This window comes from Nocardioides endophyticus (assembly GCF_039543845.1).
GTDB classification, from domain to species: domain Bacteria; phylum Actinomycetota; class Actinomycetes; order Propionibacteriales; family Nocardioidaceae; genus Nocardioides; species Nocardioides endophyticus.
Map to the genome: position 1 here is coordinate 16,656 of NZ_BAABKN010000013.1, position 16,844 is coordinate 33,499.

Here is a 16,844-nt window from a genome sequence, read left to right on the forward strand (position 1 = left end):
ACATGCCCGAGTCTCGTCGTACGTCGTCGCGCGCTCCGCGCCCCGGCGGCCGCACCGGACCCGGTCGGGACACCGGCTCGACGCGTGCGGTCCGCGCACCGCTGGCGGCCGCGCCCGCGACCCCTGGCCGGCGTCGGCCGCGGCTGACCGGTCGCGCGACGGTGCTGGTGCTGGTCCTGTCGCTGCTGACGATCTCGTACGCCTCGTCGCTGCGCGCCTACCTCGACCAACGCGAGCACATCGGCGATCTCAAGGGCCAGATCGCCCTGCGGCAGTCGCGCATCGACGACCTCGAGCGGGAGAAGCGGCGCTGGGAGGACCCGGCGTTCGTGCGCCAGCAGGCCCGTGACCTCAACTACGTGATGCCCGGGGAGACGGCGTACGTCGTGCTCGACGAGGACGGCAAGCCGCTCGACAGCGAGGCCACGCTCTCCGATCCGGCCAAGGTCACCCCCAAGGCGCCGACGGCGTGGTGGTCGACGGCGTGGAAGTCCGTCGAGCTCGCCGGCAACCCGCCGAAGCCCGAGGACAAGCAGCAGCCGGCGACCAAGATCGACGAGACGCCCTGAGAGGATGGGGTCGTGATCGACCCCTCCGACGTCGCCGCCGTCCACGCCCAGCTCGGCCGGGAGCCGCGCGCGATCCACGAGGTCGGCCACCGCTGCCCCTGCGGCAACCCCGACGTGGTCACCACGGAGCCACGGCTGCCCAACGGGGCGCCGTTCCCGACGACGTACTACCTCACCTGCCCGCGCGCCGCGTCGCGGATCGGGACCCTCGAGGGGTCGGGGCTGATGAAGGAGATGCAGGACCGGCTCGCGGACGACCCCGACCTCGCCGCGGCGTACCGCTCCGCCCACGAGCGCTACCTCGCCGCCCGCGCGGAGCTGGGCAGCGTCCCCGAGATCGAGGGGATCTCCGCCGGCGGCATGCCCGACCGGGTCAAGTGTCTCCACGTGCTGGCCGGCCAGTCGCTCGCGCAGGGGCGCGATGTGAACCCGTTCGGCGACGAGGTGCTCGAGCTGCTGGGGGAGTGGTGGAAGACCGGGCCCTGCGTGGAGGTCCACGGTGGTTGAGGAGGTTGCGCAGCAACCGTCTCGGAACCGCGTCGCCGCCATCGACTGCGGCACCAACACGATCAAGCTGCTGATCGGGGCGTTGCCCGAGGTGGACGTCCGCGAGATGCGGATGGTCCGGCTCGGCCAGGACCTCGACCGCACCGGCCGGATCGCGGACGAGGCGCTGGTGCGCGCGTTCGCCGCGATCGAGGAGTACGCCGAGCTCATCCGGTCGTACGACGTGCCTCCCGAGCGCGTGCGCTTCGTGGCGACCTCGGCGTCTCGCGATGCGTCCAACGCCGCGGTCTTCGTCGCCGGCGTACGAGAGCGGCTCGGTGTCGAGCCCGAGGTCGTCTCGGGTGACGTGGAGGCGGCACTGTCCTTCGACGGCGCCGTGCGCAACCTGCGAGAGGTGCCGGAGACGCCGATCCTGGTGATCGACATCGGTGGTGGGTCCACCGAGCTGATCCTCGGCTCGACCGCCCCGGACGCCGCGGACTCGATGGACGTCGGCTCGGTGCGCCTGCATGAGCGGCACCTGCACTCCGACCCTCCGACCGCCGTCGAGATCGCCGCCTGCGTGGCCGACATCGACGCCCACCTCGACGCCTGCCCCGTCTCGCCCGCGGACGCCGCCACGGTGGTCGGCGTCGCCGGCACCGTCACCCAGCTCGCGGCCGTGGCGCTCGGCCTGACGGCGTACTCACGCGCCGACGTCGACCAGCTCGTCCTGTCGGCGGAGCAGGTGCACGCCACCGTCGAGCGGCTCCTCGCCATGACCGTCGCCGAGCGCCTGGCCCTCCCGGCGATGCACCCCGGCCGCGCGGACGTCATCGGCGCTGGCGTGCTGATCCTCGACCGCGTCCTGCGCCGTACCCGCGCCGACTCTCTGGTCGTCTCCGACTCCGACATCCTCGACGGGATCGCGTGGTCGATCGGCGTGTCGGGGTAGTCCCCGACGTTGTTGGTCCCCGGACGACCCGAAATGGAACCAGGACGTCAGGGACTACCCCGGCGATGTATCGGCCCTCGTCGCACAATGAGCCCGTGAGCCACGTCCCTCCCGGCACCGGTTGGCCCAGCGACCCGGCGACGCCCCAGACCCCGGTGGCGGCCACCGCGGCGCAGGTACGCCGCCTCGCGCGGGCCGTGCCACTCGACGAGCTCGACGCCCGGGTGTCCGTCTGCCGGGCGTGCCCACGCCTGGTCTGGTGGCGTGAGGACGTCGCCGACACGAAGCGGGCGGCGTACCGCGACGAGACCTACTGGGGCCGGCCGATCCCGGGCTGGGGCTCGCCGACGCCGCGCATCCTGATCGTCGGCCTGGCGCCGGCGGCTCACGGCGCCAATCGCACCGGCCGGGTCTTCACCGGCGACCGCAGCGGCGACTGGCTGTTCGCGAGCCTGCACCGGGTCGGCCTGGCCCGGATTCCCACCAGCACGCGCGCCGACGACGGCCAGGAGCTGGTCGGAACCCGGATGGTCGCCACGGTCCGTTGCGCGCCGCCGCAGAACAAGCCGACCGTGACCGAGCGCGACACCTGCGCGCCCTGGATCGAGGCCGAGCTCGGCCTCCTGGTCGAGCACGTCCGGGTGGTCGTCGCCCTCGGCGGCTACGGCTGGGACGCCACGCTGCGGTCGTACGCCGCGATCGGGTGGGACGTCGTACGTCCGAAGTCACGGTTCGGGCACGGCGCCGAGGCCCGGCTGGTGAACGGCGACCGCGAGGTGCTGCTGCTCGGCTGCTACCACCCGAGCCAGCAGAACACGTTCACCGGCCGCCTCACCGAGCCGATGCTGGACGCCGTTCTCGGCCGCGCCGCCGCCGCTGCCAGACTGAGCGAGTGACGCCGCAGGACGTCATACGTTCCGAGCGCTACAGGCCGCGATTCGTATGACGTCCCGCGGCGACCGGCCCCTGTATCCCAACCGGTAGAGGAAGCCGCCTTAAAAGCGGTTCAGTCTGGGTTCGAACCCCAGTGGGGGCACCAAAGCTCAGAGCAGCACTGTTGGTGCCTTGACCTGTGGAAAGCCCTCGTTGACATCACTTCTGACAGCAGCACGCGCACCCATGACCGCACGTTCCAGCTTGTTGAGACCCTCGCGCTGACCAGCAAGGCAGCGGATGGTCGACGCCGGCCTGCTGGGCCGCAAGACCGACCGCGGCTTCTGCACCTACGTCAGAGGCTGAGCATCTACAGAGTCGGAATGCTGTCGGAAGAGCGACGGCGTCGTAAGAGGCGAAGAGAGTCTGCTGCCTGATTGTGTCGCCTTTGCGAGCGCAGCGCGGTGCGGGGGTCTATGTAGATCGGGCCTGCTCGGAGGCCGGGTGGTTCCGACCAGATCTTCAAGACTCCGTGGCACCGACGAAGCGTTCGAGTTGGCCCATGTTCGCTGGCTCTCTAGCCCTGAGGAAGACATGAGTCAGGCCGAGCAGTCCGTCGGCACCTTTCATGCCTGACGGACTGCTCGGTCACTGCTTGCTACCTAGCCGGCAGAGTTGCTCTTGTGGGCGTTGAGGCCGAGCCCAGAGGCGGCGCCGAGAGCGGCGATAACGACGGCGGCGATCCAGGCGTTGCGGAAGTCGTCGCGAATCGCAGCCTGAGAGGCGGCTCCCAGGAGCGCAACGAGGACGCTGACCCCCACCACTGACCCCATCTGCTGCGACATCGACACGACCGCACTCCCGGTCGCCGAGTCCTTGGGTGGGAGATCGACCGTCGCGCTCGAGATCGCAATCGGGAGGGAAGCTCCGAAGCCGGCGCCGATGAGGATGAGAGGACCGAAGAGCTCACGCAGATACTCCGGGTCTTCGCCGAGTGCGGACGCCATGAGAAGGATGCCGATTGCCGTCACGGCGAGACCGACGCCAGCAATAGCTGCAGGTCGGATCCTCGTCTTGCTCTGTAGTGTCTCTGCCGCGACCGCGAACGTTATGAACATCACCGGGATTGGTGCGGTAGCGAGCCCGGTTCGGATGGCGGAGTAATCCCAGTGGCCTTGCAGCCACAGGATGACAGATAGCAATACGACAGAGAAGGACGCAGAGACCATCACTGTGGTGAGGTTGGCCGAGGTAAACACGCGGCTGCGGAACAGACTGAGCTGCACGATGGGTGCCTCATGACGCTGTGATCGCGCGATGAAGGCCACGAGTGCAACCGCGGCGATGACGAAGGAGCCGACGACCTCGGCGCTATCCCACCCGTAATCTGTGCTCTTCACCAGACCGAACGCAAGAGCGCCGACGCTGACGACCAGGACGAATCCGCCGAGCAGATCAGGCAGCGCCGTTTCTTGGTCGTGCCGAACGGCAGGGACATAAACGGCGGCCAGGGCAAAAGCGACGATGATGACGGGCAGGTTCACAAGGAACAGCCAGCGCCACGAGGCTTCGATAAGAAGGCCGCCCGCGACCGGGCCGACTGCAGCGGCGAGAGCGCCTGTCGTGAACCAGACCTTGACGTAGGCGCTCACCTTCTCTGGTGGTGCCGTTGTCAGGACGAGGCCGAGGCTTGCAGGAGTGAGGACGGCGGCTCCGACGGCTTGAAGTACGCGGAAGCCGACGAGGACCCATGTGTCGCTGCTGAGCCCGGCCCCCAAGCTGGCGATGGCGAAGATCGTCATGCCGGTGAGGAAAGCGCCCTTGCGTCCGAATCGGTCGGCGATTCGGCCGCCTGGCACGAGGAGCGCGGCGTAAACGATCGCGTAGCCGTTTAGCACCCAGCTGAGGTCCGAGAACGACGAGGTGTGAACGCCCTCGCCGATGGCGGGCAGTCCGACGTTGGTGATCCACACGTCGAGAGCTGCAAGGAACGAGGCCGTCGAGAGGATGGCCAGTACAAGACCTGGATGGATCTCTCTGTGTCCGATGGGTTTTGCGCTGACATCAGACGTTTGTGTGGTCGACATGAGGGTCCTTCGCTGAGGGCTCGGTCAGAGGGCCGAGGAGTCGAGAACATTGAGACAGGTTCGCCAGTCGTTGCATGAACCATATCTGATGTAGGACCCTACATCACAGTTGAGGCCTCGGTTGATTATCGGCCGCGCTGTGCGCGAGATCGTGGTGCTCGGCCGAGGCGTTGCCCGTGACCGACACCCTGAACACGCCGGGGAGTCGCAGCCTCAACTGCACGGTGGCAGGTGCCGTCAACGCCGCGGGCGCCCACGACCACGTGCTTGGGCTGCTCCTCAGCCTCAACCTGACCGGGGTGCGACATCAGCCGGAGGTCCGATCGCAACCTGATCAACGATCAGCGCATTCCGTACGTAACCTTGGCCCGGAGAGAACGCGGGACACACCACGGTTTCCGCTCACCATTGGCGGGGAGGGTCGTCCCAGCGCCAGCACACATCCTGACGGCAGCGCTATCGGGCTACACGCACGACCTGATGATTGAGCCGTTGAGCTTCCGACTCGCCGCCGCCCTATGCAGCTGGGCGCCGCCGACGCTCAAGAGCGCCTTGCTGCGGGCTCCGACATCGTCCCGGCTTCCGGCGCGAGGTCAGCGAGCCGGGACAGCGTGGCAAGCAGCGGCGCACGGGCATCCGGTGCGACCGCGTCGAGCAACTCCTCCTCAAGGCCCATCCCGAGGATGCGAGCTTGGGTGGCGAGCTCATGCCCTTTCTCGGTGAGCTCGAACAAGTGAACTCGGGCGTGATCTGCCGAGGGGTGACGCAGGACGAGCTGGGCGGCTTCCAGCTTCCCGATGATGCCGGTCATGGTCTGCGACGTGACGTAGGACTCGCGACTGAGGTGGGTGCATGACTTCGGTGGTGCGTCAAGGAGCAGGCACAGCGCCATCGCCTGGGGGACTGTGAGCCCGAGATTGCGGAAGATCTCCGCCTTGCGGGCCGCGATCGCCTGCTCGGCACGCTTGATATGGAACCCGAGACTCTCGGTCCACTCAAGAGGCGACCCGGCGTCACCGCGTGCGTTCACTCGACTAACTCCTTCGCTCGAGTTGATGCTACATCCACCCTGGTCAAGATGCTGATGTAGGTTGCTTGGTCGATGGTGGGGTTGTTCCCACAAGGTTTCGAGTCGTCTGACACAGGGTGCACCTCACGAAGCAGCCGAGGTGATCGGCCCTCGCTTCGGCCGCCCGCACCCGGTGGTCGGGGCCGGCGCGCCGACAGCGGTGATGCCCGGGACGGGGCGGGCGTCGTCGGCGACCACCCAGGACCCGCCGACCACGATGTAGGTGCGGCGCAGCCCACCGGACAGGTACGCCGACAGGCCGTCGAGGAAGCGGTCGACGTGCTCGTCGGTCGTGCCGAGGTTGACGCTCGCGCGCAGGGCGCCGTCCGGGCGCCCAAACCGGCGGAGCAGGGGATGCGCGCAGAACAGCCCGGCCCGGACGCCGACGCCGTGCTCCGCTGAGAGGTACGTCGCCACGAGCGCCGGGTCGTGGTCAGGTCGGTCGAGGTCAGGCGTCGCGCAGGTCCAGCTCCTGGGCACGCCGCCAGGCGTAGACCGGCTGGAATCGGTCGTGCAGCGTGGTCATCAGGCTGATCAGGCAGAGGAAGAAGAACGTGGTCCAGCCGTGCCCGCTGCGGCCGAGGGTGAAGTCGATCAGTCCGACCATCCCGACGTTGACGCCGATCCGGACCACGACTGCGAGGGCCGCCGACTCGATCGACCAGTTGCGGCCTGAGAAGAGCAGCGTGACGACCGCGTTGAGCGCGACGAGCAGGCCGATCGACACGAAGAGGTCCTGCGTCGACAGGGACACGGTGGGCAGGAAGAGGCCGTAGATCGCGGACACCAGGCCCACCAGGACGATCTTCTCGGCCGTCATCCACGACACGACCCAGCCGCCGGCGACATGGATCGCGGCCAGCTTGGCCTCGGTGTCGACGGCGTCGGGGACCGGGTCGGCGACGATCCGGAACGCGTGGTCCGGCTCGGGCAGCCGAGGGCGTACGCCGAACCACAGGATCGCCGCGAGCAGGAGGAGCAGCGCGATCAGCAGCGGCAGCGCCCACGAGTAGTCGTGGAGCGTGTCGGTCACGTCGAGCTCCGCGATGTGCAGCCAGTACTCCTGCGGCAGCTTGATGAAGATCCAGATGAACGCCGCCGTGAGGATCCAGACCCGCTCGGTGACGGGACGGGTCGACCAGCGGGTGCGCCACAGTTCGTAGGCGATGAAGAAGTACTCGAACGTGTTCGGGAAGGCGAGCAGGACCCAGCGCTCATGGGTGACCTCGAAGGTGAAGGCGCCGACCAGCCGGTAGTAGAAGAGGAACCGTGCGACCGCGAACGCATGCAGGTTGTCCCAGTTGCGCATCGCTGAGAGGTAGGCGATGGACAGGTAGAAGATGTCCATCGCCTTGTCGTAGTTCTGGTAGCCGGGCGGGTCGTAGCCGAACGCTTGGAAGATCGTCTGGTCGGCGGCGTCGAGCACGAGACAGGCGATGATCGCGGGGAGCGGGAACTTCGGGATGAGCAGCGGCAGCAGGAACCGGCCGGCCACTACGACGGCGAACACCACGTCTTCCACGAGCCCGATTGTGGACCCTGTCGGTCAGCGCCGCCCTCGCCTCGCCCAACGTTGAGATCCGGCAGCTCCCGGACATCCGGGATGACCGGACCTGCCGGTCGGGACGCGAGGCCGATGAGACTCGAGCCCCAGCCGACTCCCAGCGCGCCCCCAGCGGGCGCGGTGACGCTGGTGCACCACGTCCGCTCGAAAGGCCCGCCGATGTCTCGTTCGACCGTCCGTCTCGCCGTCGCGCTCCTGGTGATCGCGGGCGTCGTGCCCCAGCGGGTACGGCGCCCGGTCGCCCTGCAGCGCCGGGTCGATGGTCACTGGCGGCAGGTCGACCGGGCCCGGACCTCGCGGGCCGGTCGCTACGCCTTCGACCTGTGGGCCCGGGCCGCCACCTATCGGGTGGTGGCGAGAAGCGTCCGGGCCGGGAGGGAGCGGCTCCCGGCCTGGACCTCGCGCCGTACGACGCTCAGCCCGCTCGCGCAGCGCGGTGCGGTGCGGTGCGCTGACCCTCCCGCCGACCGCCACGTCGGGGTCGCCGGTCGAGTTCCGAGGCCGCTTAACGCCGGCTCGTCCCGGGCGGCCCGTCGTGCTCCAGACGTCGACACCCTCGGGCTGGACCATCCTCGACCGCGCGCCACAGGACGCTCGAGGTCAGGTCGGTTTCACGACCCGTCCGAGTGCCACGACGACGTACCGCGTGGTCGCCGCAAGCCGTGGGTGACGGGCTACTACGCCGCGTGGTTCTGGGACTGGCTCTATCCCCCGGCGAAGGTCGACATGACGGCGATGACGCACTTCGTCTTCGGCCGGGTCGCACCCGGTGGCGGCGCTCCCGACGGCAGCGGCAAGAGCATCGAGCAGTACCTCATCGACAAGGCCCACGCGGCCGCCACCAAGGCGCTGCTCATGCTCGGCGGCGATGGGGCGGACGGACGCGGCTTCATGCTGTCGTCGGACGACGTCATGCGGGCCGAGTTCGTCGACAACATCGTCGACTACCTCGTCGCGCACGACCACGACGGTGTCGACGTCGACTGGGAGAACTGCCTCGGTGACAACGATCGTGACTGCGGCGGGCTTCCTCAGCTACGAGGACGAGCAGTCGATCGCGGCCAAGGGGAAGTTCGTCAGGGAGACCGGCGTCGGCGGCACCATCCTGTGGACGATCAACTACGGCTGGCTGCCGCGCACCCGGACCAACCCGCTGATGGGCGCGGTGAAGGAGAGCTTCCTTGAGTGATCCGTCAGCGGGGGAGTACGTCGGCGCGCGCGTCGACCAGGTCGTCCGGTGCGGTGAGCCGCCACGCCTCGAAGACCAGCTCTGCCAGCTCGTCGCGCTCGACCCCCTCGAGGTGGACGACGACCCAGCCGAAGCCACCCATGGTGAACTGCACCTCGAACACGTCGGGACGCTCGGCGACGAGCGCCGCCTGCTCCGCGATGGTCTGCTTCAGGCCGACCGTGCGGGTGGGCTCCCACAGGTAGCCGAAGACGCGGCGGCGTACGTCGAACCGCCAGTAGCGGTCGTGGTCGGACCGCTCGACCTCCGGCAGCTGGTCGACGAGCTCGAGGAAGTTGGAGATCTGCGTGCCGCCCACGGGCGGGAGTCTGCCGGATGCGGGGAACGAACGACCACACTGCGGCGTTGAACCCAGTGAGCCCGCCTAGGATGGACTCATTGAGGTGACCCGTCACAGCGACGACACCCCCGGCCTCGAGGAGAGACCACGATGCAGAGCAACAACCCGGCGCTTCGCCGCTCGGCGGAGTTCAGCGCCAACAGCAACGCCCAGACCGGCTACACCGACCCCTCCAGCTGGGGCACGGGGACGCCCGGCCAGCCCGGCGTCCAGACCCCGGTCGCCACCGGCGGCCCGATGACGACCGACTCGGTCGTGCAGAAGACCGCGATCTCGGTGGGCCTCGTGATGATCGTCGCCGCCGCGACCTGGGTTCTGACCCCGCCGATCGACGAGGCCAGCTCCACCGACAACCTCAGCAGCCTGATCGCCGTGATGACGATCGGCTCGCTCGGCGCCTTCGCGCTGTCGCTGGTCAACTCGTTCAAGCGCGTGATCAGCCCGGCGCTCGTGCTGGCCTTCGCGGCCCTCGAGGGCATGGCGCTCGGTGGCCTGTCGAAGTTCTTCGACGCGATCTACGGCGACCACATCATCATGCAGGCCGTGGTCGGCACCTTCGCTGCCTTCGCGGGCACGCTGGCGGCGTACAAGTTCTTCGACATCAAGGTCGGCAAGAAGTTCCGCACCTTCGTGATCGCCGCTGTCCTCGGCATGGTCGGCTTGAGCGTGGTCGAGCTGGTGCTCAGCCTGTTCAACGCCGACTTCGGCCTGTTCGGCGTCAGCGGCATCGGCATGATCACCGCCTTCGCGGGCCTGATCCTCGGGGTCTTCATGCTGATCCTCGACTTCGACTTCGCCGAGCAGCTCATCGCTCACGGCGCGCCGGAGCGGGAGGCCTGGCGGGTCGCCTTCGGCCTGACCGTCAGCCTGGTCTGGATCTACACCAACCTGCTGCGCATCCTGGCGTTCTTCAGCCAGGACTGATCGACGCGAGCACTACGACGAGGGCCCCGGAGCGATCCGGGGCCCTCGTCCATTTCACTCAGCCGACGCCGTCCAGCCACGCGAGCACGGCGAGCACCCGGCGGTTGTCGTCGGACGCGACGGGCAGGTCGAGCTTGGTGAAGATCGCGTTGGTGTGCTTGCCGACCGCCTTCTCCGAGACGAAGAGTCGGGCGGCGATCGCGGCGTTGGAGCGGCCCTCGGCCATCAGCGTCAGGACCTCGCGCTCGCGGGGGGTGAGCCGCTCGAGCGGCTGCTCGCGGCCGGCGCCGGCGACCAGGCCGGCCACGACCTCCGGGTCGAGCACGGTGCCGCCCGCGGCGACCTGGCGCACGGCGCCGACGAACCCGTCGACGTCCGCGACCCGGTCCTTGAGCAGGTAGCCGACCGCGCCCTCGCCGCTGGCCAGCAGCTCGCGGGCGTAGAGCGGCTCGACGTACTGGCTGAGCACCAGCACCGGGAAGCCCGGCCGGGCGCGGCGCGCCCCGATGGCCGCGACCAGGCCCTCGGTGGAGTACGACGGCGGCATGCGTACGTCGACCACGGCGACGTCCACCGAGGGATCTGCCAGTGCCCGTTCCAGCGACGGTGCGTTGTCGACCGCGTCGACGACGGTGAAGCCGCCGGCCTCGAGGATCCGGGTCAGCCCGACGCGCAGCAGGGCCTGGTCCTCGGCGACGACCGCCCTCAGCCCGTCATCGGACACGGCACCTCCAGGGTCACGACGGTCGGCCCGCCCGGCGGACTGGCGACGTCCAGTGTGCCGTCGAAGGCCGCGAGCCGTCGGGCGATGCCGGTCAGGCCGCTGCCGGTCGGATCGGCGCCGCCGCGGCCGTCGTCCCCGACCACCAGCCGGAGTACGTCGTGGCGGACCGTGCCGGAGATCCAGGCGCGCGAAGCACCTGCGTGCTTGACGGTGTTGGCGAGGCACTCGGCGACGGCGAAGTACGCCGCCGACTCGACCGGCTCGGGCAGCCTCGCGGGGAGGTCCAGCGAGACCGTCACCGGCAGCGGGATCGGCAGCGCGAGCGCCTCGATGCCACCGGCGAGCCCGCGGTCGGCGAGCGCCGGCGGGTGGATGCCGCGGACGACGGAGCGTAGGTCCTCGAGGGCGGAGATGGTGGTCTCGCGGGCCTCGCGCAGCAGCTCGGCGGCGCCTTCGGGGTCGGTGGCGATCAGCTTCTCGGCGAGGCCGACGTTCATGCCGACGGCGGCGATCCGAGCCTGGGCGCCGTCGTGGAGGTCGCGCTCGATCCGGCGTACCTCGGCGGCGCTGTGGTCGAGCGTCTCGGCGCGGGTGGCGGCGACCTCCTCGACCCGGCGCTCGAGCTGCTCGATGCGGGAGTGACCGAGGATGCTGCGCTCCGCGAGGGCGCGGCCCCGCACGAGCGCCGGCGTCGCGCACCACCAGGCGACCAGCAGCGGTCCGTCGAGCAGCACCAGCAGCCACCAGAAGACGCCGCCGTCGAGCGTGGCCCCGACCAGGTGTACGACGGGGGTGACCAGGAACGCGACCGGCAGCACCGACATCACGAACCCGCCGGTCGCCGAGAACCACAGGAACCCGACGTCGCGCCAGCGCGCCTTGTCGGTCAGCCAGCCCAGGGGCTGGGTGACGAGGTTGGTGCCGGCCGTGTCGGCGTACTCGGTGGTGATCCGTACGCCGAGCAGGTCGCCGCTGACCTTGCGGTGGACGGCGGTCAGCGCTGCGGAGGCCGGGACGACGGCGAACGCCAGGGCGAAGCCGACCGCGACCAGGCCCAGCGGGACGCACAGGATCGAGAGGATCGCCAGGGCCAGCGACGGGGCCATCGACAGGGCGTACCCGAGCGAGACCAGGGTCAGGCGGAGCCGGTCGACGAGGGCATCCCCGTCGACCGGCGCGGGCCGGAGGCTCCGGATCGGCTGGAGAGGCATCGTGGCCCAGTCTGTCACCGGACCGCTCCGGTCAACGGCCCCAACCGCCGTACGGCGGACCGGGCCGACAGCAGTGTCAGTGCGACGGTGGTCGCAACCAGGAGCGGCGGCAGCCAGAGCTGGCCGTCGGGCACCAGGCCCTCGTCGCGGGCGATCGCGAACGGGACGACGGTCGCCAGGGAGGCGACCAGTCCGAGGACGACACCGATCGCGGCGACGATCGCGGCCTCCGCGAGGACCGAGCGCTCGACCTGGGACGAGGTGGCGCCGAGCTGCCGCAGCCGCTGCAGCTCCGCCCGTCGTCCGGCGACGACCGCCGCGAACGCGTTGACCACCATCACGGCGGCGAAGAGCGCCACCATGCCGGTCACGACGTTGTTGAGCAGGTTGATCGTGTCGCCCTCGGGGTGGCCCGCACCGATGGTCCGGTGGTCGATCCCGACCAGCATCAGCACGCCGACGGCGCCGGCGGTCAGCACGATGACCGGGGCCAGGACCCCGCCCAGGAGCTGGGAGCGGCGCGAGGTGTTGTAGGCCGCCAGCCACCCGACGACACCGGAGCGGCCGACCGCGGGGGCGACCAGGCTCGAGGTCCGGCGCAGCAGGGTGGGAGCCAGCACGGCCAGCCCGACGCCGACCAGGATCGAGCTCGAGCCGCTGGTGGACATGGCGGCGTACGGGTCGTCCTGATGGGCGGTGACGGTGATCGTCACGACCGCCATGCCGATGCCGTAGGCGACCAGCACCAGGCCGATCGCGACCCGCCACCACGGCATCCGGCCGGAGCCGCCGCGGGCGTCGCTGATCGCGAGGGTGGCCGGCCCGTTGGTCGTACGACGAGCGGTGACGGCCGCGGCGACCACGCTGGTCAGCACCACGAGCAGGGCGGTGCCGACGAGGGCGGCGAGGCCACCGCCGTACGACACGTCATCGGCGACCATGCCGCCGTTGCGCAGCAGCGCGAGCAGCAGGAAGCCCGCAGGCCAGGCGACCAGTGCGCCGAGCGCGGCACCGGCGCCGGTGACCACGGTGGACTCCGCGACCACCAGCCGCCGAGCCTGGCGCGGCGTCGCTCCGACGACCCGCAGCAGGCCGATCTCCTCGGCGCGCTGCCGCACCGTGATAGCCAGGGTGGAGGCGACCGAGAACAGCACGATCAGGCTGCCCCAGCCGCCGACGACGAGCCCCATGATCGTCAGGGTCTCGGCGTCGGCGTCCGAGACGCTCTGCCCGGTGGCGGTCTGGGCGAGCGTCGCGAACGCGCCGATCAGCACCGCCCCGAGGAAGACCGAGAGGAACGTCGCGGTGAAGGCGGTCGCGCGGTGCCGCAGCGATGCCATGGCCAACGAGGGCGCCAGACTCGTCATGACAGCGCCCCGACCAGCTCGTCGAGGTGCGCCATCTGACCGGCCACGGCGTCGGCGGTCGGGCGGTCCATCCGACCCGCGACCCGGCCGTCGACGAGGAACACGACCGAATCGGCGTACGACGCGGCGACCGGGTCGTGGGTGACCATCACGACGGTCTGCCCGAGCGTGTCGACGCTGTCGCGCAGCAGCGCGAGGACGTCGCGGGCGGTCGTCGAGTCGAGGGCGCCCGTCGGCTCGTCGGCAAGGACGACGGCCGGGTCGGCGATCAGGGCTCGGGCGATCGCGACCCGCTGCTGCTGCCCGCCGGACAGTGCATCCGGGAGGTGCCCGCCGCGGTCGCCGAGGCCGACTCGGTCGAGCAGCTTGCGGACCCGGGTCAGGTCGTGGCGGCGGCCGGCGAGCCGCAGCGGGAGCCCGACGTTCTGCTCGGCGGTGAGGTAGGGCATCAGGTGGAAGCCCTGGAAGACGAAGCCGATCCGGTCGCGGCGGAGCCTGGTGCGGGCGTCCTCGTCCCAGTCGGTGATGTCCTGGCCGTCGACGTGGACGCGGCCGCCGGTCGGCCGCTCGAGGCCGGCGGCGCAGTTGAGGAACGTGGACTTGCCGGAGCCAGACGGTCCCATGACCGCCGTGAACGTGCCGGGGGCGAAGGCGAGGTCGACGCCGGCGAGCGCGCTGACCGCGCCGGCGCCCTCACCGTAGGTCCGGGTCAGGCCGCGGACCTCGAGAGCGTGAGTTGAGTTCATGCCCCGACGCTAGGAACGATCGGCTGCGGTCTCGATGGGCTCAGACCGCCAGCAGGGGTAGGGCTAGGCCTACCCCTCCACTTCGTCGAGAGCCGCTTCCTGCTCGGTCTCCTCGGGCGCCTCGCCCTCGGTGTCGGGGTGCCGGCGGCGGTGACGCAGCTCCACCCACAGGCCGCGTACGCCGCGGCGTGAGCCGCCGACCTCGGTCCCGCCGAGCTCGGTGCCGGGCACGTCGACGGCCTGGACCGCGGCCGTCGTGATCGGCAGGACGCCCTCGCCCCGGTAGGCCTCGGGCTCGACCTCGTCGTCGGGGGTCAGTCCGAGCACCGCCAGGGTGGAGGGCAGCAGCACCTGCGCCAGCGAGCGGTAGCCGCTCGCCGAGGGGTGGAATCGGTCGGGCCCGAAGAGCACCGCCGGCGCCGCCGCGAACTCCGGTCCGAGGATGGAGCCGAGCGACACGGTGCGTCCGCCCTCCTCGAGGACCGCGATCGTCTGCGCGGCCGCGAGCCGTCGCGACCAGAGGCGGGCGACCTGCCGGAGCGGCGGCATGATCGGCTCGATCGTGCCGAGGTCGGGGCAGGTGCCGACCAGCACCGCGACGCCGGCGTCGTGCAGCCGGCGCACGGCCTCCGAGAGGTGTCGCACCGAGGCTGTGGGCAGCACCCGGTGGGTGACGTCGTTGGCGCCTATCAGGATGACCGCGACGTCCGGGTTGGTGGGCAGTGCCCGGCCGAGCTGGGTGGCGAGGTCCGACGACCGTGCGCCGACGACGGCGAAGGCCCGGAGGTGCACCCGGCGGTCGGCGAGCTCCGCGACGCCGCTCGCGAGTCGAGCGCCGGGCGTCTCCTCGACCCGGTGGACGCCGTACCCCGCGGCACTGGAGTCCCCGAGCAGGGCGACCTTGATCGCCGGGCCGGGTCGGCCGCGGCCGTACCAGCCGGTCGGATCCGGCGGGTCGCCCTCGGCGTTCCCGATCGTGCGGCGCGCGGCCTGCGCCTCCAGCCTGAGTACGCCGTACAGGCTCGCGCCGAGCACGGAGAGGCCGCCCCCGCCGTACACAGCGGCGGAGGCCAGCTTGCGTGCGGCTGCTGCTTTACCCACGCCCTCACCCTACGGAGGGGTACCAGCCGGTATGCACGGGGTTTCCGTGGTGGTGACCCTCGCAACTAGATTGACTCAATGCAGTACGTGAACTCACTCCTGGACCTGATCGGCAACACCCCGCTGCTCAGACTGTCCAAGTCCATGGGCTCCCTCGAAGGTGCCAAGGGACCGATCGTCCTGGCCAAGGTGGAGTACCTCAACCCCGGTGGCTCCGTGAAGGACCGCATCGCGACCCGGATGATCGAAGCCGCGGAGGCGTCCGGCGAGCTCCAGCCGGGCGGCACGATCGTCGAGCCGACCTCGGGCAACACCGGCGTCGGGCTGGCGATGGTGGCCCAGGCGAAGGGCTACAAGTGCATCTTCGTCTGCCCCGACAAGGTCAGCGAGGACAAGCGCAACGTGCTCAAGGCGTACGGCGCCGAGGTGGTCGTCTGCCCGACCGCCGTCGAGCCCGAGCACCCCGACTCCTACTACAACGTCTCCGACCGGCTCGCGTCGCAGCCGGGTGCGTGGAAGCCCGACCAGTACTCCAACCCGCACAACCCGCGCTCGCACTACGAGAGCACCGGGCCGGAGATCTGGGCGCAGACCGATGGACGCGTCACGCACTTCGTCGCCGGCGTCGGCACCGGAGGCACGATCAGCGGCACCGGTCGCTACCTCAAGGAGCAGAACCCTGCGGTGCAGGTCGTGGGTGCGGACCCCGCCGGCTCGGTCTACTCCGGCGGCTCCGGCCGGCCCTACCTGGTCGAAGGCGTGGGCGAGGACTTCTGGCCCGAAGCCTACGACCGTGACGTCGCCGACCGGATCATCGAGGTCTCCGACGCCGACTCGTTCGCGACCACCCGCCGGCTCGCTCGCGAGGAGGCGCTGCTCGTCGGCGGCTCGTCCGGCATGGCCGTGCACGCCGCGATCCAGCTCGCGCACGAGCTCGAGGGGACGCCCGAGGGCGAGGATGCGGTGATCGTCGTACTGCTCCCCGACTCCGGCCGCGGCTACCTCACCAAGGTCTTCAACGACGAGTGGCTGGGTCAGTACGGCTTCCCCGTGGACGGCGTCGAGCGCGTCGTGCAGACCGTGGGGGAGGTGCTGCGCGGCAAGGACGGGCGGCTGCCCGACCTGGTCCACACCCACCCCGGCGAGACCATCGCCGAGGCCGTCGCGATCCTGCAGGAGTACAACGTCTCGCAGATGCCGGTCGTCCGTGCCGAGCCGCCCGTGGTGGCCGCCGAGGTCGTCGGCTCGGTCTCCGAGCGGACCCTCCTCGACCTGCTCTACACCGGCTCCGCCCGCCTCACCGACAGCGTCAGCGAGCACATGTCGCCGCCGCTCCCGGGCATCGGCTCCACCGAGCCGGCCTCCGAGGCCGTCAGTGCGCTCGAGGGCGCCGACGCGCTGCTCGTGCACGAGGACGGCAAGCCGGTCGGGGTGGTCACCCGTCACGACCTGCTGGCCTACCTGGCGCGCGGCTGAGGCGATGGCGGGTTTCCCCGGCTGCCCGGCGAAAACTGCCGACACGCCGTTGCAGCAACGGCGTGTCGGACGGTTTCCCCGGCCGACCGGGGAAACCCGCTGA

At 70.4% G+C, this 16,844-nt stretch carries 17 protein-coding genes and 1 tRNA gene; 8 read left to right on the forward strand and 10 right to left on the reverse strand.

Translation table 11 applies throughout. The features are described from left to right. Positions 1–2: 2 nt before the first annotated feature. The 5 genes from ABEA33_RS09955 (at position 3) to ABEA33_RS09975 (ending at position 3,049) form a co-directional block, all read left to right on the forward strand. Entirely contained in the window at positions 3–569 is a 567-nt protein-coding gene (locus ABEA33_RS09955; protein ID WP_345526610.1) for an FtsB family cell division protein, read from the forward strand. A 12-nt stretch (positions 570–581) separates the two neighbouring features. Further along, positions 582–1,076, forward strand: a complete 495-nt coding sequence (locus ABEA33_RS09960; protein ID WP_345526611.1) for a DUF501 domain-containing protein — start codon at positions 582–584, stop codon at positions 1,074–1,076. After that, positions 1,069–2,010 (forward strand): Ppx/GppA phosphatase family protein, encoded by a 942-nt coding sequence (locus ABEA33_RS09965; RefSeq protein ID WP_345526612.1) that lies wholly within the window; start codon positions 1,069–1,071, stop codon positions 2,008–2,010. Before ABEA33_RS09960 ends, ABEA33_RS09965 begins: the two co-directional genes overlap by 8 nt. A 65-nt stretch (positions 2,011–2,075) precedes the next feature. Beyond that, positions 2,076–2,906, forward strand: a complete 831-nt coding sequence (locus ABEA33_RS09970; RefSeq protein ID WP_425577382.1) for a uracil-DNA glycosylase — start codon at positions 2,076–2,078, stop codon at positions 2,904–2,906. 66 nt (positions 2,907–2,972) lie between these two features. Then, positions 2,973–3,049, forward strand: a tRNA-Leu gene (locus ABEA33_RS09975). 496 nt (positions 3,050–3,545) lie between these two features. Here ABEA33_RS09975 and ABEA33_RS09980 read toward each other — a convergent pair. The 4 genes from ABEA33_RS09980 to ABEA33_RS09995 all read right to left on the reverse strand — a co-directional run bounded on the left by ABEA33_RS09980 (position 3,546) and on the right by ABEA33_RS09995 (position 7,561). Next, complete coding sequence (locus ABEA33_RS09980; RefSeq protein ID WP_345526614.1) at positions 3,546–4,970, reverse strand: MFS transporter; 1,425 nt, start codon at positions 4,968–4,970, stop codon at positions 3,546–3,548. A 541-nt stretch (positions 4,971–5,511) separates the two neighbouring features. Next, positions 5,512–6,000 carry a MarR family winged helix-turn-helix transcriptional regulator gene (locus ABEA33_RS09985; protein WP_345526615.1) on the reverse strand — a complete coding sequence of 163 codons (489 nt, stop codon included), beginning with the start codon at positions 5,998–6,000 and terminating at the stop codon, positions 5,512–5,514. A 123-nt stretch (positions 6,001–6,123) separates the two neighbouring features. Beyond that, positions 6,124–6,519, reverse strand: a complete 396-nt coding sequence (locus tag ABEA33_RS09990; protein ID WP_345526616.1) for an aminotransferase class V-fold PLP-dependent enzyme — start codon at positions 6,517–6,519, stop codon at positions 6,124–6,126. After that, on the reverse strand, positions 6,488–7,561 hold the full coding sequence (locus ABEA33_RS09995) for a hypothetical protein (protein WP_345526617.1): 1,074 nt from the start codon (positions 7,559–7,561) through the stop codon (positions 6,488–6,490). Before ABEA33_RS09995 ends, ABEA33_RS09990 begins: the two co-directional genes overlap by 32 nt. A gap of 201 nt (positions 7,562–7,762) precedes the next feature. Here ABEA33_RS09995 and ABEA33_RS10000 point away from each other — a divergent pair, with 201 nt between their 5' ends. Then, on the forward strand, positions 7,763–8,788 hold the full coding sequence (locus ABEA33_RS10000; RefSeq protein ID WP_345526618.1) for a glycosyl hydrolase family 18 protein: 1,026 nt from the start codon (positions 7,763–7,765) through the stop codon (positions 8,786–8,788). Positions 8,789–8,796: 8 nt separating this feature from the next. Here ABEA33_RS10000 and ABEA33_RS10005 read toward each other — a convergent pair whose 3' ends face one another. Continuing rightward, positions 8,797–9,150: an MmcQ/YjbR family DNA-binding protein gene (locus ABEA33_RS10005; protein WP_345526619.1), complete on the reverse strand. Its 354-nt coding sequence runs from the start codon at positions 9,148–9,150 to the stop codon at positions 8,797–8,799. Positions 9,151–9,282: 132 nt separating this feature from the next. Between ABEA33_RS10005 and ABEA33_RS10010 the strand changes: the two genes are divergently transcribed. Further along, positions 9,283–10,116, forward strand: coding sequence for a Bax inhibitor-1/YccA family protein (locus ABEA33_RS10010; protein ID WP_345526620.1), 834 nt, complete (start codon positions 9,283–9,285; stop codon positions 10,114–10,116). 58 nt (positions 10,117–10,174) lie between these two features. Here the strand turns inward: ABEA33_RS10010 and ABEA33_RS10015 are convergent, their stop codons facing one another. From ABEA33_RS10015 to ABEA33_RS10035, 5 genes are all read right to left on the reverse strand, one after another. Then, positions 10,175–10,825, reverse strand: a complete 651-nt coding sequence (locus ABEA33_RS10015) for a LuxR C-terminal-related transcriptional regulator (RefSeq protein WP_345526653.1) — start codon at positions 10,823–10,825, stop codon at positions 10,175–10,177. Beyond that, on the reverse strand, positions 10,822–12,051 hold the full coding sequence (locus ABEA33_RS10020; protein WP_345526621.1) for a sensor histidine kinase: 1,230 nt from the start codon (positions 12,049–12,051) through the stop codon (positions 10,822–10,824). The genes ABEA33_RS10015 and ABEA33_RS10020 overlap by 4 nt, the downstream gene beginning before the upstream one ends. 14 nt (positions 12,052–12,065) lie before the next feature. Continuing rightward, a complete protein-coding gene (locus ABEA33_RS10025) occupies positions 12,066–13,418 on the reverse strand; it encodes an FtsX-like permease family protein (RefSeq protein WP_345526622.1) in 1,353 nt (450 codons plus the stop codon). Beyond that, positions 13,415–14,164 carry an ABC transporter ATP-binding protein gene (locus tag ABEA33_RS10030; protein ID WP_345526623.1) on the reverse strand — a complete coding sequence of 250 codons (750 nt, stop codon included), beginning with the start codon at positions 14,162–14,164 and terminating at the stop codon, positions 13,415–13,417. Before ABEA33_RS10030 ends, ABEA33_RS10025 begins: the two co-directional genes overlap by 4 nt. A 69-nt stretch (positions 14,165–14,233) precedes the next feature. Further along, positions 14,234–15,265 (reverse strand): SGNH/GDSL hydrolase family protein, encoded by a 1,032-nt coding sequence (locus ABEA33_RS10035; protein WP_345526624.1) that lies wholly within the window; start codon positions 15,263–15,265, stop codon positions 14,234–14,236. A 78-nt stretch (positions 15,266–15,343) separates the two neighbouring features. Between ABEA33_RS10035 and ABEA33_RS10040 the strand changes: the two genes are divergently transcribed. Continuing rightward, entirely contained in the window at positions 15,344–16,741 is a 1,398-nt protein-coding gene (locus ABEA33_RS10040; protein ID WP_345526625.1) for a cystathionine beta-synthase, read from the forward strand. Positions 16,742–16,844 lie beyond the last annotated feature (103 nt).